This window comes from Sorangium sp. So ce394 (assembly GCF_051474665.1).
Taxonomy (GTDB): domain Bacteria; phylum Myxococcota_A; class Polyangia; order Polyangiales; family Polyangiaceae; genus Sorangium; species Sorangium cellulosum_D.
Window position 1 is genome coordinate 13,266,746 of the sequence record NZ_CP150339.1, and the last position, 16,672, is coordinate 13,283,417.

The following is a 16,672-nucleotide window of genomic DNA, read 5'->3' on the forward strand; positions in this document are numbered from 1 at the left end:
GTGCGCCGGGGCGTCCTCTATGAAGCAGGATCTCAGCGATGCCTTTCGGCACAGCCGCGCGGCATCGGCGACGTGGACGCACGAGAAGGTCCACGATGCCCTCCAGGCGTTGGCGGCGCACTCTCCAGGCTGCAGCGTGGATTGGGAGCCCGGTGACGAGGAGTGGGGCCGGGTTCTCGACGCTGACACGGAAATCGTGGGGCTTGTCTGTGCGCGTATCCCGATAGGTGCAGTGCGGGACGACGTTCCGCGTTCGGAGCTGCCGAGCGACGTCACGTGGATTCGATTCAAGTCTACGAGGGAGCGAGACTATCAGGTTGCGCCAGAGCTTCTCGAGAAGGTGTTTGGGCGCGAGGTCTCGGGGAGCATCGACTACGAGGCCCTGTCGCTGGACGAACTGTGGTGGACAACGGTGATCTGACATGCACCGCACCAAGTCCGACAGCATCCACGGTGCGCCGGCGAGTCCCTTATGAAGATCGACGCTGTCCTCCCTCCGAACCGAGCGCCGACAGGCGATCGCCCGCCCCGGCCTCGTCAGGGCCGAATGGCCAGCAGCGCCGGCGTCTGACCAGGCGCCGCGGCGGCCATCGCGTCGATCAGCGCGCGCGGCTCGCCGGGCCCGGCGGCGCCCGTCTTGCGGAGCGGCTCGACCCGGCTGAGCGTCCACACGAGCGCGGCCGCCGCCGGCGTGGGCAGGCGGCTCAGCGCCGCGATCGGCGCCGGGGTGAGGGTGTTTCCGAGCTGGCGCACGAGGCGGAGCCCCTCCTCCAGGGCGCGCGCCAGGTCCATCGCTTCGGTCCACGACACGCCTGCCTTTCGCGCGTGTGCGGTGACGACCGCGACCATCACCGGCGCGACGAGCGCCGCGTGCGTGCGCAGCCAGCTCTCCATGTCGGGCTCCACGACGGCGGGGATGCCCGCGTCCGTGAAGACCTTCGCCCAGGCCGCGTCCGTCACCGGGGTGACCATGCCTCGGGTGACGATCCTCGACGTCAGCTTGCCGTCATCGAGGGTCGCCAGGATCGCGGGGAATCCGAAGGCGACGCGCGCCGCGCCCACCGCGTCGCGGAGGCGGCCGAGCGGCTCGAAGGTGTTGAACATGAACATCACCGTCCTCGCCGCGCTGGCGGACAGCGCGGGGAGCACCTCGTCCACCTGATGCGCGAGCACCGTCACGAGCACGAGGTCCCACGCCGTCGCCTCGTCGAGCGCGGCGCTCACGCCCACCGCGGCGCGCTCCCCCGCGGCGGTCACGATGGCCTCGTCCCGCCGCAGCTGCGCGAGCCGCGCCCCACGAGCGACCACCGTCACCTCGTGCCCCGCCCGCGCGAGCTGGAACGCGAACGTGCTTCCGATCCTACCAGCGCCCACAATGGCAATCTTCATGATCCACCTCAGAAGTAAGTGCCGAGGCTCTCCCTCGTGAAATTCGTCAGCTCAGCGGTGCGCCCCGCCTCGATCTTCTCCACCCAGGCGGGGTCGCTCAGCAAGGAGCGCCCGACGGCGACCAGATCGAAATCCCCGCGATCGAAGCGGCGCACGAGCTCACCGAGCCCCTGGGGCACGGAGGCTTCGCCCGCGATATTCCCGAACAGATCGCCCGACAGACCGACGGAGCCCACGGTGATGGTGGGCTTGCCGGTGATCTTCTTCGCCCACCCCGCGGTGTTCAGGTCGGAGCCGGCGAACTCGGGCTCCCAGTAACGCCGCTGGGACATGTGGAAGATATCGACGCCCGCCTCCGAGAGAGGCAAGAGCCACTGCTCCATCTCCTGCGGCGTCTTCGCCATCTTGTGATCGTAGGCGCCGACCTTCCACTGCGAGAGGCGGAGGATCACCACCATCTCCGGCCCGACGGCCTCGCGAACGGCCTTGAGGACCTCCACGGCGAAGCGCGTCCTCTCTCCGAGGGTCTTTCCGCCGTACTCGTCGGAGCGCTGGTTCGTCGCCTCGTAGAAGAACTGATCGATGAGGTACCCGTGGGCGCCGTGCAGCTCGACGGCGTCGAAGCCGAGGCGCTTCGCGTCCCCCGCCGCCCTGCCGAAGGCCCGCACGGTGGCCTGCACGTCCTCGCGGGACATGTTCGCCGGGCCCTCCAGATCCGCGGGCTGCTCGTGGCCGTTCGGATCTCGCGTCGTGAGCCCGACGTGCCACAGCTGGGGGGCCATCTTTCCCCCCTCCCTGTGCACGGCGTCGATGACCTTCTTCCAGCCGTCCAGCGCCCGATCCCCGTAGAAGTGCGGGACGTCGCGCAGGTGGAGCTTGCCCGGCCGCTCCACGACCGTCCCCTCCGACAGGATCAGCCCGACGCCGCCGGCCGCGCGCCGCGCGTAGTACGCGACGTTCGGCTCGCCGGGCGCGTTCCCCGGCGATTTCTGGCGCGTCATGGGCGCCATGACGAGCCGGTTCTTGAGCGTCAGCCCCTTCAGCTGAAATGGCTTGAAGAGCGCGCTGACGTCCTCGTGCTTGTTCGGATCCCGATCCGTCATCTCTCCGTCCTTCCTCCGGTCCCCCGCCCCCGCCGCCGCGCGCCTGGAGCTGCGCCCCGGCACCTCGGCGGCGACCGCGCCTGCGATCGCGACGCCCCTCGGCGCCGCGGCCGGCGTGCTTCGGGTAACAAACCAACTGGATGGTTGAAAACCTAGGGAGCGGCTCCGGCCCTGTCAACGGGGGGGCGACGTCGCCGCTGCGCGCGCCGCTCGCTTGCCGCTACACTGCCCTCGTGAACGGCGGTCCCGCGCCCTTGCACCGCGCCCCGGCGTGGGCACCCTGAAGGATCGACCCATGCCCTACGATTCGGCGGCGACAAAGAAGAGGCTCCTCGACGCCGCGCTCGACGAGTTCGCCGAGCGAGGCCTGGCCGGCGCGCGCGTGGACCGCATCGCCGACAAGGCGTCGGCGAACAAGCAGGCCATCTACGCCTACTTCGGCTCGAAGGAGGACCTGTTCCGCAGCGTGCTCGAGGAGCGGTGCAAGAGCGTGTTCGACGCCGTGCCCTGCGACCCGTCGGACCTCCCGGCCTTCGTCGCCGGCGTCTTCGACCACCTGGTCGAGAACCCGAAGAGCGTGCGGATGATGATGTGGAGGCAGCTGGAGCTCCCCGACGAGGCGGAGCACGAGGCGGCGGCCGCCAAGGTGTGCGCGCTCGGCGCGGCCCACGAGCTCGGGGTGGCCTCGAAGCAGTGCGCCGAGGACCTGTTCGTCCTCCTCCTCGGGCTGCCGATGGCCTGGTTCACGTTCGCCTCGACCCAGCCGGCGGCGAGGGGCGCGGCGGCGCAGCAGCGGCTGCACGCCTTCAGGCGCTCGATGATCGCGGCGGCGGAGGCGATCGTGAAGACGATGGCGGAGAAGAAGCGGTAGCCCGCTGCGGGCCGGGGGGGAGGCTCAGGCGGTGACGCCCGGCTGGATGCCGTTCATCGCCATCATCTTCTGCCGCTCGGCCTCCTTGTTGAGGCCGCGGTAGCGCTCGTCGAGCTTCGCGATGTCGAGCTTCAGGATCCGGCCGTACAGCTCGAGGGCGATGCCGACGATCGACGGGTGGCACGCGGACTTCACCCGCTCATCGTAATAGGGATACGCCGCCACGTGGAAGCGGCGCAGGTTGTAGAACGGGATGCCCGGGAACTTGTGATGCTCGTTGTGGTACGTGACGTTGTTCCAGAGGAAATTGGTGAAGTGCGCGCTGGTCCCGTACGTGCGCGAGCTGTACGCGTCCTCCCCCGGGAGCATCTCGTAGTGCTCGATCATCGAGGTCACGCTGGCGAGGATCGCGCCGAAGATGAACGGCAGGGCATAGAAGAAGAAGAACACCTGCCGCGGCATGACCCAGAAGAAGAACGCCATGAGCCCCCAGAAGCCGAGGATCTCCAGGTTCATCTTGACGCGCTGGAGCGCCGACAGCCGCTTCACGTAGCGCGCCATGCAGCCGAGGAAGTACAGCGGATAGGCGAACGTGTAGACCGCGAGGAGCAGGAGCTTCGCGAGGACGGGGTTCCGCGTGTAGTCCGTGACGACGAAGTTGTCGACGTCAGGGTACGTGTTCGCGATCTTGTGATGATGAAGGTGGTAGTTCGTGTACAGCGTCACGCTCATCCCGGTCGGCGCCCAGCAGACCAGGGCGATGAGGTACGAGACGAGCTTCGATCGCGAGCAGCTGCCGTGGACGGCGTCGTGCGCGACCGCGCCGAGGCCGCGGACGAGGTTGGCAATCGCGAACGAGACGACGATCCCGATCGGGATGGCGAGCGGGTGGTGCTGCGTCGCGTACAGCACCCACGTGAGCGCGGCCCAGATGCCGAAATGAAGCGGAATCTTGAGCAGGTAAATCGGGTTGCGCTTGTAGGCAGCCTGCAGCAGCTCCCGCGGTACCGTGTCCATGCCGGCCATACTGATCTCCGTGTTTCTCGCGCGTGCGCGGCCCGGAACTTCGCAAAAAACAGGCGAGAAAACAAGAGCACGCCCGCTTTTTACCCCCGCTCGCCCCCGCGGCGCGAATGCCGTTACGCAGGACGCCGGGAACCGGGGGTCGCGCCGCTTGAGGGGCGCGCCCACTGCCGCTAAGACGCGGCGATGGGGACTCGCATCGAAAAGGACAGCTTCGGGCCGATCGAGGTGCAGGCCGACCGCTACTGGGGGGCGCAGACGCAGCGATCTCTGGAGAACTTCCGGATCGGCGGCGAGCGCTTCCCGCGGGAGATGATCGCCGCGCTCGCCACGGTCAAGAAGGCCGCGGCGCTCGTCAACCGCGACCTCGGGCTCCTGCCAGCGGACAAATGCGGGCTCATCGTCGCGGCGGCCGACGAGGTGATCGCGGGCAAGCTCGACGACCACTTCCCGCTCGTCGTCTGGCAGACGGGCAGCGGCACCCAGACCAACATGAACGTGAACGAGGTCATCGGGAACCGAGCGATCGAGCTCAGCGGCGGCGTCCTGGGCTCGAAGTCGCCGATCCACCCGAACGACGACGTGAACCGGTCGCAGAGCTCGAACGACGTGTTCCCGACGGCCATGCACGTGGTCGCCGCGCTCCAGATCGAGCGCCGCCTGCTCCCGGAGGTCCGGCGGCTCCGCGACACCCTGGCGCAGAAGAGCGCGGCGTTCGCGGACATCGTCAAGATCGGCCGCACGCACCTGCAGGACGCGACGCCGCTGACGCTCGGGCAGGAGTTCTCCGGCTACGTCGCGCAGCTCGACGCCGGCGTCGCCGCGATCGAGCGGGCGGCGCCGCCGCTCTACGAGCTCGCGCTCGGGGGCACGGCGGTCGGGACGGGGCTGAACGCCCACCCGGAGTTCCCGGCGCGCGTCGCGGCGAAGATCGCCGAGCTCACCGGGGCGCCGTTCGTCACCGCGCCGAACAAGTTCCAGGCGCTCGCGTCGCACGACGCGCTCGTGGCGGCGCACGGCGCGCTGAAGACGCTCGCCTGCAGCCTGATCAAGATCGCGAACGACGTCCGCTGGCTCGCGAGCGGGCCGCGCTGCGGCATCGGCGAGATCACCCTCCCCGAGAACGAGCCGGGCAGCTCGATCATGCCGGGCAAGGTGAACCCGACCCAGGCCGAGGCGATGACGATGCTCTGCGCGCAGGTGCTCGGCAACGACGTCGCGGTCGGCGTCGGCGGGGCGAGCGGCAACTTCGAGCTCAACGTGTACAAGCCGCTCATCATCCACAACGTGCTGCAGTCGATCCGGCTGCTCGCCGACGGCTGCGCGTCGTTCGACGAGCACTGCGCGCGCGGCATCGCGCCGAACCGCGAGCGGATCGCCCGCAACGTCCGCGAGAGCCTGATGCTGGTGACCGCGCTGAACCCGCACGTGGGCTACGACAACGCCGCGAAGATCGCCAAGAAGGCGCACGCGGACGGGACCACCCTGCGCGAGGCGGCGCTCGCGCTCGGGCTCCTCGACGCGCGGACGTTCGACGAGGTCGTGAGGCCGGAGCGCATGATCGGTCCGTCCGCGGACAAGGAGTGATCGCGGCGCGGGGCGATCGCTCGCGGCGGAAGAGCGCGCGCGCCTCGCGCCGACGCGCCGCCCGCGCGTTGACACCCCGTCGCGTCCTGCGATAGACGAACAGCGCCTGCCAGCGGCGCCCGCTGCAGCTTCGCAGCGATTCCCACCCTCGCCGCCGGCCGACAGGGGATGCCGATGACAGCTTGCGCATGGACGCGCCGCGGCGCGGCTCCTCGGTGGTGCAGGGCGACGCGGCGCTCGGGCGCCGCCTTCGTGGCCGCGGCGGCGCTCTGGTGTGCGCCGGCGGGCGCGCAGCCCAGCCGGCCGCTGCCGGTCCAGCCTCCGGCCGCCGACCCGCTCCCCGTGCCCCTGCCCGCGGCTCCGGGGCCGCCCGCCGGCGCCACCTCCGTCGTGCCCCCCGGCGAGCCCGCGCCCGCCCCGCCGTCGGCCGCCCCGGCGACGCCGCCCGACGCGGGCGCGCCGCCGGCCGCCGCGCCGCCCGCCGCCGCGCCGCCCGCCGCCGCGGCGCTGCCGCCCGCCGGCGCCGCCTTGCCGCCCGCCGGCGACGCCTTGCCGCCGCCCGCGGGCGCGGCGCTGCCATCCGCGGGCGCCGCGGCCGCCACGCCGGGCGCGGCGGCCGCGCCGTCGCCCGCCGGCTCCGACGCCGCGCCGCCGTCCGAGGGCGCCGCGGGGCCGCCGTTCCAGCTCAGCATCGGCCGGCTCCTGCTCTCGCCGCTCGTGCTCGTGCAGGCGCAGGCCGTGCCGTACGTCGGCGACGACGCCTACCTCCAGGCGGGCGACGTCGCCGAAGGGCAGGGGTTCCGCGTCCGGCGCGCCCGCGTCGGCTTCGCGGGCACGCTCGCCGGGTACGTGCCGTTCGCGGTCTCGGGCGAGCTCGCCGCGGGCGCGGACGGCGCGCCGCGGCTCTCCGAGGCGTGGATCGGCTACGCCCACTTCCCGTTCGCAAACCTCTATTTCGGCGCGCACGACGTGCCGTTCAGCCGCTCGGCGATGACGGGCGCCGGCGAGGGCGCGCTCCTCGAGCGGCCGTTCGCCGTGCGCGCCATGGCGCCCTTCCGCCAGGTCGGCCTCCACGTCGAGGGGCACTTCCGGGACAGGACGTTCAGCTACTTCGCCGGCATCTTCAACGGCTTCCAGCGCTCGGATCAGTTCTTCGCCGGCTATGTCGAGAACGCCGCGCTCTCCGGCAACCGCTTCGACCACATAGCCTACGTCGCGCGCCTCGCGACCGAGCCGCTCGGCCCCCTCCCGCGCTCGCTGCAGGACCTCGCCGTCTCGCGCCCCCGCCTCGGCGCGGGCGCGAGCTACTTCTTCAGCGACGGCGGGACGCGCGACATCCACGGCATCGGCGCCGACGTCCTGTTCCAGGCCGCCGGCGCGCACGCGCTCGCCGAGCTCCTCTGGAACCAGAGCGACCCCGAGCGCGCCCCGACGCAGCCGCTCGGCCAGCTCGCCCCGGTCACCTCGCTCGGCCTCGTCGGCGAGGTGGGCTATTTCGTGAAGCGCATCAAGCTCGGCGCGACCGCCCGGTTCGAGTGGCTCGACCCCAACCTCGATCTCGACGACGAGACCGACAGCTGGGCGCTCACCGTCGGCGCGAGCTACCACTTCATCGACAACGTGCTCAAGGCGCAGGCCGACTTCACCCACCGGCAGGAGATCCACGGCGTCGCGCTCGACAACGACGCCGTGGCGCTAGGGCTCCAGCTCAACCTGTAGCGGCCCGCCATGCGAACCCGCCGCCCCGTCCCCGTCCTGCTCGCGCCGCGCACCGCCTTCGGCCTCGCCGGCCTGATCGGCCTGATCGGCCTGGTCGGTTGCGACGCGCCGAACCTCCTGCGCGCCAAGCCGATCGAGAACCGGTTCGAGCTCGTCGGCGGGCCGGTGGCGATGGCCGATGTCGGCGATTTCCTTCTGGAAAACGACGAGATCCGGGTCGCGATCCTCGGGGCGCGCCACTCGCCGGGGCCGGGCGTCTACGGCGGCTCGCTGGTCGACGCCGACCTGCGCCGCCCCGATCCGCGGTTCGCGAGCGCGTCGGGGCGCGATCGCTTCGCCGAGTCGTTTCCGGTGGCCAACCTGCTCGTGCCGGACCCGGGCGCCACCGAGGTCTTCGTGGCGAAGGACGGCGCCGACGGGCAGGAGGCGATCGTCCGCGTCGAGGGCGACGGCGGGTTCCTCTTCCACGCGCTCGGCGTGCTGAAGACCCAGGAGGACCTGCTCGGCCTCCTGTTCGACGGCCTGAAGCCGGAGATGCGCTTCCGCACCGACTACATCCTCCGCCCGGGCGAGCGGTTCGTCACGATCCGCACGACGCTGCTCTTGCCGGACAGGGCGGTGGGGTGCCCGAGCGTCGGCGCCTGCGCGCTCGAGTGCGAGAACGGCCTCGCGGCGGGCGAGGACGGCTGCCCCACGTGCGCCTGCGGCGAGCCGCTCTCGCTCGACAACTACGCGGGGCCGTCGGACATCTTCCGGGGCATCCTCGGCGACGTCCGCGGCGACGATCCCGAGCGGAAGGGCGGCATCGTCGCCGGCGATTTCGTCTTCTTCGGCAACCAGAACGACATCTTCGGCCCCGGCATCGGGTTCGACGAGGAGAAGGCGGTGTTCGACGCCCTCTTCTCCGGCCGGGACACGTTCCAGCGGCCGCTCAGCTTCGACTTCGTGGCCGCGGCGGGCGGCGACGTCAGCTACGGCTACTTCACCAAGGCGCGCCCGGGCGACCCGCCCTCCACGGTCAACGTCCCCGTGTTCACGAGCGCGGCCACCGCCTTCCTGAGCGCCGGCAAGAGCTGCCTCGCCGCGGGCGACGACGACGAGGCGTGCGACCACAAGCGGTCGTTCACCTACGAGCGCTACTTCGCCGTGGGCGAGGGCGACATCGCGAGCGTCGCCGAGGTGGTGTACGGCGCCCGCGGCGCGCCGACGGGCGCGGTCGAGGGCGCGGTCCTCTGGCGGTCGACCGGCGAGCCCGTGCCGAACGCGCGCGTCCACGTCTTCCGCGACCCCGACCCGGCCGCGCGCTTCGCGAGCGTCGACGCGCTCGTCGAGGCCAGCCTCGCGCGCTCGGGCGACGTGGGGCTCGTCAGCTCCATCGACGCCGACCTCGGGCTCGATCCGGTGGAGGACGGCGACTTCCGCGCGCGGCTCGAGCCCGGCGGCTACCTGCTCGTCGCGGAGAGCCCGGGCGGCGCGGCGTGTCCGCGCCGATCCGCGTGGCGCTCGGCGCCGGGGCCACGGTGTCGGTCGCGGCGGAGCTGCCGAGCCCCGCGCGGATCGCGTACCGGGTCGTCGACGAGGGCGGCCGGCTCTCGCCGGCCAAGCTGACGTTCGTCGCGCTCGACGCCGCGGGGCGGCCGCGCGAGGGCGACGGGACGCGGCGGGTCTACCTCGGCCACGGCCGGCTCGGCAGCGGCGTCCGGCAGATCGAGCGCTCGGCGACGGGCGAGGGCTCGGTCGAGATCGAGCCGGGCCGCTACCGCGTGCTCGTCACGCGCGGGCCCGAGTTCGGCCGGTTCGAGGTCCCCGACCTCGAGGTGCGCGCCGGGGAGATGCGGCGGATCGAGGCGGTCGTGCCGCGCGAGGTCGACTCGACGGGCTGGATGTCGATCGATATGCACCTGCACCAGCGCCCGAGCTTCGACAGCGGCATGCCGCTCGAGGAGCGGGTGACCTCGGCGGTCGTCGAGGGGCTCGAGGTCGCGGTGGCGACCGATCACGACGTGCACACCGATCTCGAGCCGGCGGTGCGGCAGCTGGGGCTCGAGCCGCTCTTGAAGACGGCGGTCGGCGCCGAGGTCTCGACGCTCGAGCTCGGCCATTTCATCGGCTTCCCGCTCCGCTACGACGAGCTCGCGGTGCCGGATCACGGCGTCTTCGACTGGGTCTGCCGCCCGGGCGGCGACGTGATCGACGGCGTCCGCGGCGCGGCGGCGGACGGCGAGGACGCGCTCGTGATCGTGGCGCACCCGCGCGACGGGTTCATCGGGTACATCGACCAGCTCGGCGTGGACCCGTTCACGCTGGACCGGACGATCCCCACGCTCGAGGCGAGCAACCCGCTGTTCCAGGCGGGCAGCTGCGATTTCGACGCGATGGAGGTCTTCAACGCGAAGCGGTTCGACCTGCTCCGGACGCCGACCGTGCAGGAGGTGGTCGATTTCAACCGCTGCCTGTCCCGGATCGACGCCGCGCGGGACGAGGCGGCGCTCGGCGCGGCGTGCGGCGGGATCCCCGTGGAGCTGCCGGCGTGCCTGCCCGGCGAGCGGTACGCGGTGTGCCAGCAGCGCGCCCGCTCGGCGCTCGCCTGGCAGGTCACGAAGCGGATCCTGACGAGGACGCCCGAGGAGCAGGACGCGATCTGGCGGTTCGACCGGACCGCGGCCGAGGGCGAGGCGCTCTGCCTGGTCGGCGAGGGGGGCGCGGTCCCGGAGGAGGACGCGGATCGGCCGTGCACGTTCCATGCGGGCCAGGTCGACGATCTGTTCCGCTACCTCGACCACGGCTTCTCGCCGACGCAGATCGGGAGCAGCGACAGCCACGGCGCGTCGCCGGAGCCGGGGTTTCCGCGCACCTATTTCCGCTCGCCGACCGACCAGCCCGCGGCGATCGATCTGGGCGGGGTCACCGGCGCGCTGCGCGCGGGCAGCGCGTTCGCGACGTACGGCCCGTTCGTCCGCGCGGGCGTGGGCGGCGCGACGTACGGCGGGGTGGCGCGGATCGAGGGCGACACGGTGCCGCTCGATCTGCGGATCGAGACGGCGAGCTGGTTCGGCGTGGATCGCGTCGAGGTGTACGTGAGCGGCCGGCTGGTCCGGGTGCTCGAGCCCTCGGCGGGGCCGTCGGCGATCGTGGACGTCGACGAGCGGCTCGAGCTGCCGGCGCCGGCGTCGGACGGCTGGGTCGTGGTGGTGGCGATGGGGTTGCGCGACGAGAACCTCCTCACGCCGGTCGCGCTGCCGGTCGCGTTCGGGGAGCTCCAGCTGCCGCGGGTGGCGAGCCTCGCGTTCACGCAGGTCGAGGCGCTCTCGCGGTTCTTCACGGCGTCTCCGCCGGTCCCCGACTGGTACCCGGTGGCGCCGTATGCGGTCACGAACCCCATCTTCCTGGACCGCGACGGCAACGGCGTTTACGACGCCCCGCTCGGCCCGCCTCCGTTCTGCGCGAGGCCCTGCGATCCGAGCGTGATCGATCCGTCGCAGTGCCCGAAAGGGCAGGAGTGCCTGCTGGACGAGCGGGTGTGCGGGATCTTCGTGCTGGGCCGCTGCGAGGACAAGCAGGCGTCGCAGCGTGACTAGCGTCCGGGCGGGGGCGCCCGTCCGCGCGCTCCGCATCGGGCGGGGGCGCGATGCGGAGCGCGCCGCAGGCTCAGTGGACCGGTCCGGTGCCGGACGGCGCGAGCGCGTGGGCCACGGCGCTCTGCAGCGTCGAGCGGGTGACGATGCCGCGGAGATCGATCCCGCCCTGCACGAGCGCGCGGGCGATCTCCGGCTGCATCCCCGTCAAGATCGCCCGCGCGCCGAGCAGACGCAGCGCCGAGGCGGTGCGGATCAGCGTGTCGGCGACCCCGGCGTCGACGTGCTTCAGGCCGGTGATGTCGATGATGACGACGGACGGGTTGTGGCGCTGGACGCCGGCGAGGGTCGCCTCCAGCACCTGGGCGGCGCGCGCCGCGTCCATCGTCCCGATGAGCGGCATGACCAGGACGCGATCGGTGATGGGGATGATGGGCGTCGCCATCTCCGAGAGGCGCAGGCGCTGCACCTCGATGATCTCCTCCTGGAGGGCCGCCCGGGCCTGCTCGGCGCGCTCGCGCTCGCTGAGCTCTTCGAGCAGCCGCTCATTGGCCTGGTTCAGCTCGTCCGCCTTCTGTGACAGGCGTTCGTTGACCGAGCAGAGCTCCTCGGTGCGCCGCTGCACCTCGCTCTCGAGCCGGTCGCTCATGGCGCGATGTCCCTCGGAGATCTCCTGCAGGCGGCTGTAGAGCAGCGCGTTCTCGAGCGCCGCTGCGATCTGCGCGCCCAGCAGGCGGAGCAGCTCGGTTTGCTCCGGCGTGAAGGCGCCGCTCGCGAGCGCGTTCTCCACGTACAGCACGCCCGTGAGCCGGTTCTGGTGGATGAGCGGAAGGCCCATCACCGATTTCGGCCGGCGCGCGGCGAGGTAAGGATCCGCCGCGAAGCGAGGGGTCGCGGCGGTGTCGTCGAGGATGACGAGCTCTCGCGTGCGCGCCACGTAGTGTACGACGCTGACCGGAAGATCCGAGGACTCCTCGAGCGGACGCCGGAGCTCCACCTCGATCGATTCAGGGTCGATCGTGATGGCCGCCTCGATGACCAGCCGGTCCTCGCGCGCGAGCACCAGGAAGCCGCGCTGGCCGCCGGCGCTCGAGAGGACGGCGCGCATCACGCGATCGAGCGCCTTCCCGAGCACGAGCTCGCTGGAGATCGCGTGCGTCGCCTGCAGCACCGCCGCGACGTCGACGAGCTTGTTGAGGAGCGGGTGGTTCACCGAAATGGTGCTCGATCTGGAGATGGCCTGATCGCGCTCCGCCGCGGGCGCTCTGTCCGCGGGGAGCGCGTCGAGCCCGTGCTGCCGGATCAGCGCCGCGGCCTTTCGCTCGGCCCCCCACTGCCGATAGGCGTGCATCGCCGCGTTCAGGTAGAGCGCCGCGATGCGCCGCCGGCCCTTGCGGGCGTAGTACAGCCCGGCCAGCTCCGACGCGAGCGCTTCGTACTGGATGAACTCGCTCTGACGGGCGGCGTCGATGGCGTCGTCGTAGAGCTCCATCGCCTCGGCGTCGCGGCCGGAGGCGCGCGCCATCTCGCCGAGCACCAGGAGGTGCTTCGCGCGGAAGTTGTCAGGGCACTGGGTCGCCCAGAGCTCGAGCTTCTTGAGCGACGCGGAGAGCGCCTCGGCGTGCCGCTCGCGCTCACGCTGGTCGCGCTCGCCGAGCGCGACCAGCGTGAGCGCGAGATAGAAGTGGTATGTCGCCTCGATCGGCATCGCCATGACGGCCCCGAGGACCGGGCGCGCCGCCTCCGCGGCAGCGAGCGCCGCATCGGGCCGGCCGTGGGAATAGAGCAGGATGAGCCGGATGATATGATAAAAGGCGATACCGCACCCGAAGCTCGCCCGGGTGAGGGCGGCCAGGTACTCCTCCTCGGGGAAGCCCTCCTCGCTCAGCGAGACGTCGTCCGCGGTGAGCCCCTTCAGATTGCGCAGGAATTGCTGCTCCAGCCGGATGGTCTCGAGGACGGCGCGGTTGCCTGTCTTTCGCGCGAACGAAGCGAAGCGCTCGGCGACGCGATGGATCTCATCCAGCGGGTCGCCCTTCTCGTACACCTGCCAGACGGTCTCGAAGGCCAGGTAGCTCGCGTACACCAGGTCGCCGGCCTCGAGGCAGGCGAGGAACGCCCTCTCCAGGATGGGCAGGTCGTTCCGGATGTGCTGGACCCAGAAGTTGATGTGATCGCCGTGGAGGTGCAGCAGCGTACCGCGCAGCGAGACGTCCCCGAGCTTCTCGTTCAGCCGTATCGACATCTCCGAGAAGCGGAATCCCGAGGGGATATCGCCGAACGCCGAGACCAGCATCAGCCCGTACACGCTGTACGCGAAGCACGACGCCTCGGTGTTGCCGTGCCGCAGCGACAGGTTGAGCATCTTCAGCGCGATGAGCGGGAACACGCCCGGCCGCCCGATGTACGCGCAGGGGGCGCAGTCGGCGAGCAGGTTGATGGTCGCGCGGATGTGCTTATCGGCGAGCAGCGGCGCATCCAGGATGTCCTCGATGCTCCTGCCCGCCATGCTCTCGGGGATCTGCGCGATCTCGGCCGAGACGGCGGCGCCGATCTCCTCGCTCGCCCTGGGGATCTCGACGCCGAACAGGCGCAGCGCCTCCTGTCCCACCGTGACGCCCTCGTCGTAGCGGCCGGCCACCTGATAGAGCTTCATCCGCAGGCTCTGGACCCGCGCCCGATCGAGGTTGGACCGCGCCGTGTCGAGCAGGCGCTGGAACAGCGCCTCTGCCTCGGCGAAGCGGCCGCACAGGTACTCGCACTCGGCCGCCTCCAGCGTGAGCGCCCAGCGCAGCGCGCGATCCGCGGAGGCGTCGTCGTCTCCGATCGCGCTCCGTCCGGCGCTGAAGTACTCCGCCGCGGCCCCATAGGCGGTCGCGCTCTTGGCCTTCCTCCCGGCGCGCAGGTTCAGGCGCCCGAGCAGCTCGCGCTCGCCGGGATCGGAGACGAGGGGGGCGCCGTAGTTCAGGTGGTTCACGATATCGAAGAGCTGCTCTTCCGGCGCCTCGCCGTGCTGACTGGCCAGCATCAGGCGGCCGACGCGCAGGTGGGCAGCGCGCTTGTGCTCGTCCGCGATGAAGGCGTACGCCGCCTGCTGGACGCGATCGTGCAAGAACTGGTAGGAGACGGCCAGCGACGCCTCGCTCGCGGGATCGCCCTGGGATGGCTCTCCCGGCTGGACGAGCCGGTAGTCTGCGTCGATGGGGAGCAGGACCCCTTCCTGCATGGCCTCCCACAGGTCCTGCGCCACCTGCGCGGCGGTCTGCTCGGAGATCGTCGCGAGCGTGCGCAGGTCGAACCTGTACCCGATGCACGCCGCGAGCTTCAGGGCGCGCTGGGTGGGCGGCGAGAACCTCTGCAGCTTCGCGATCATGAAATCGACGACGTTGTCCGTCACGGCGCGCGACTCGATGGCCGCGAGGCTCCAGGTCCATCTGCCGGTCTCCGGCTCGCAGCGGAGGAGCCCGTCGTCGCTCAACATCCGCAGAAATTGCCCGATGAAGAACGGGTTGCCCTGCGTCTTCCCGTGAATGAGCTCGGCGAGCTGCGCGACGTCCTGCGCCGCGCGGCCCAGGGCGTCCGAGACGAGCGCCGTCACGTCCTCCGGCGAGAGCGGCGCGAGCGGGATGTCCGTCACCGCCGCGTCCGCAGCGCGGACGGCGTCGAGGGTGATGATGAGCGGGTGCGCCGGGCTCACCTCGTTATCGCGGTACGCCCCGACGACCAGGAGGTGGCTCGTGTCGGGGTCGGTGAGCAGGAGACGCAGCAGCCGGAGCGACGCCGGATCCGCCCATTGCAGGTCGTCGAGGAACAGGACCAGCGGGTGTGACGGGGCGGCGAGTACGCCGAGGAGGCTCCGGAAAACCATGTCGAAGCGGTTCTGCGACTCGGAGGGGCCGAGCGCCGCGACCGGGGGCGCGTCGCCGATGATGAGCGCGAGCTCGGGGATGAGCTCGATCAGGACCCCGGCGCTCGCGCCGAGCGCCGCGCCGAGCTCTGCTCTCCAGCGGGACAGCGCCTCGGTCCGCTCGGAGAGGATCTGCTGCACGAGGCCCCTGAACGCCTGGACGATCGAGGCGCAGGGCACGCCGCGGTTCAGCTGGTCGAATTTCCCGTGCGCGAAGTGCCCCCCGACCCTGGCGATCGCTTTGTAGGTCTCGTGGACCAGCGCGCTCTTGCCGACGCCGGAGTATCCGGCGACGAGCACGAGCTCCGCCGCGCCGCCCCGGACCCGCTCGAAGGCGGCGAGGAGCCGGTGCCGCTCCGCGTCCCGGCCGTAGATTTTCTGCGGGACGCGCAGCTCGTAGCTGCGATCGCTCCGCCCGATCGAGAAGGGATGGACCCGGCCCGTCTGCTCGAGGGAGCGCAGGCACTCCGCGAGGTCGGCCTTGACGCCGTACGCGCTCTGGTACCGGTCCTCGGGGGTCTTGGCGAGGAGCTTCATGACGATCTCGGACACCGGCTGAGGCACGTCCCCGCGGCGCTCGTGCGGCGGCACGGGCGGCCGCGCGATGTGGCTGTAGAGGAGGTCCATGGGATCGGCGTCCGAGAACGGCAGCGCGCCGGTCAGCATCTCGTACAGGGTGACGCCGAACGAGTAGAGATCCGCGCGGTAGTCGATGCCCCTGTTCATGCGTCCGGTCTGCTCGGGCGATATGTACGCGAGCGTCCCTTGCAGGGTGGAGACCGAGGTCGGCTGCTGGAATTCCTGCTGGAGCCGCGACGCGGCGCCGAAATCGATGAGCGTGGCTCGGCGTAGGTCCGAGCCGATGATGATATTCCTGGGATTGATGTCCTTGTGCGTGATGTGACAGCGGTGCACCGCGCCGATGGCGTCGGCGATGGCGACCGAGAGCGCCAGCGCCGTGCGCAGATCCAGCCGGCGATCGTGGAGGAGCGCCCTCAGGGTCGTGCCCTCGACCGCCTCCGTGACGAGGGCGAGGCCGCCGCGGGTCCTCTCGAGCGAGCACACCCGCACCACGGCGTCGAGGTCCAGATCGCGGAGCAGACCGAACTCGTGCCGCAACAGGGCGAGATCGCGGACGCTCGGGTGCTCGCCCTTCAGCGTCTTGATGACGACCGGCCGCTGATCCGCGGTGCGGCGGCCGCGGTACACATGGGTCTTGCTGCCTTCGTGGATCAGCTGCTCGACAACAACTCCTGGCAAATCGAACGACGCTGTGGTGCCCATATGTGCATGTGCTCGATCTCGTGATGGCCCTGACACTCTGTTTCGTGTGGTCGATCGCGAGCCGAGAGCTTGAATATAGAACAATCTTCGTCGGGATCGCGCGAAGAACGCACGTGATGAAGACTCGACGTGTGCCGGGTCACGCTCTCGCGTCCGGCGCATTTTGTGCGCGGGGCAGGTCCTCTTCTTGCGCCGTTGCGCCGTTGCGCCGTTG

Annotated in this window: 9 protein-coding genes; 5 read left to right on the forward strand and 4 right to left on the reverse strand. The window is 71.1% G+C overall.

The features are described 5' to 3' along the window. Positions 1–19 precede the first annotated feature (19 nt). Positions 20–421, forward strand: coding sequence for a hypothetical protein (locus WMF33_RS49065; RefSeq protein ID WP_437335028.1), 402 nt, complete (start codon positions 20–22; stop codon positions 419–421). Positions 422–537: 116 nt separating this feature from the next. On the opposite strand, the gene WMF33_RS49070 is transcribed toward WMF33_RS49065, so the two are convergent. Next, positions 538–1,389: a ketopantoate reductase family protein gene (locus tag WMF33_RS49070; protein ID WP_437335029.1), complete on the reverse strand. Its 852-nt coding sequence runs from the start codon at positions 1,387–1,389 to the stop codon at positions 538–540. A gap of 8 nt (positions 1,390–1,397) precedes the next feature. After that, entirely contained in the window at positions 1,398–2,492 is a 1,095-nt protein-coding gene (locus WMF33_RS49075; RefSeq protein WP_437335030.1) for an NADH:flavin oxidoreductase, read from the reverse strand. Between the two features lie 295 nt (positions 2,493–2,787). On the opposite strand from WMF33_RS49075, the gene WMF33_RS49080 reads away from it, so the two are divergent. Then, on the forward strand, positions 2,788–3,363 hold the full coding sequence (locus WMF33_RS49080) for a TetR family transcriptional regulator (protein WP_437335031.1): 576 nt from the start codon (positions 2,788–2,790) through the stop codon (positions 3,361–3,363). A gap of 24 nt (positions 3,364–3,387) precedes the next feature. Here the strand turns inward: WMF33_RS49080 and WMF33_RS49085 are convergent, their stop codons facing one another. Next, entirely contained in the window at positions 3,388–4,380 is a 993-nt protein-coding gene (locus WMF33_RS49085) for a fatty acid desaturase family protein (protein WP_236644344.1), read from the reverse strand. 192 nt (positions 4,381–4,572) lie between these two features. On the opposite strand from WMF33_RS49085, the gene fumC reads away from it, so the two are divergent. The 3 genes from fumC (at position 4,573) to WMF33_RS49100 (ending at position 11,270) form a co-directional block, all read left to right on the forward strand. Further along, positions 4,573–5,973: a class II fumarate hydratase gene (gene fumC, locus WMF33_RS49090; RefSeq protein ID WP_061623002.1), complete on the forward strand. Its 1,401-nt coding sequence runs from the start codon at positions 4,573–4,575 to the stop codon at positions 5,971–5,973. Positions 5,974–6,147: 174 nt separating this feature from the next. After that, positions 6,148–7,692 (forward strand): porin, encoded by a 1,545-nt coding sequence (locus WMF33_RS49095; RefSeq protein WP_437335032.1) that lies wholly within the window; start codon positions 6,148–6,150, stop codon positions 7,690–7,692. Between the two features lie 1,478 nt (positions 7,693–9,170). Beyond that, positions 9,171–11,270: a PHP domain-containing protein gene (locus WMF33_RS49100; RefSeq protein WP_437335033.1), complete on the forward strand. Its 2,100-nt coding sequence runs from the start codon at positions 9,171–9,173 to the stop codon at positions 11,268–11,270. A gap of 70 nt (positions 11,271–11,340) precedes the next feature. Here the strand turns inward: WMF33_RS49100 and WMF33_RS49105 are convergent, their stop codons facing one another. Further along, entirely contained in the window at positions 11,341–16,458 is a 5,118-nt protein-coding gene (locus WMF33_RS49105; RefSeq protein ID WP_437335034.1) for an AAA family ATPase, read from the reverse strand. Between the last annotated feature and the right edge of the window lie 214 nt (positions 16,459–16,672).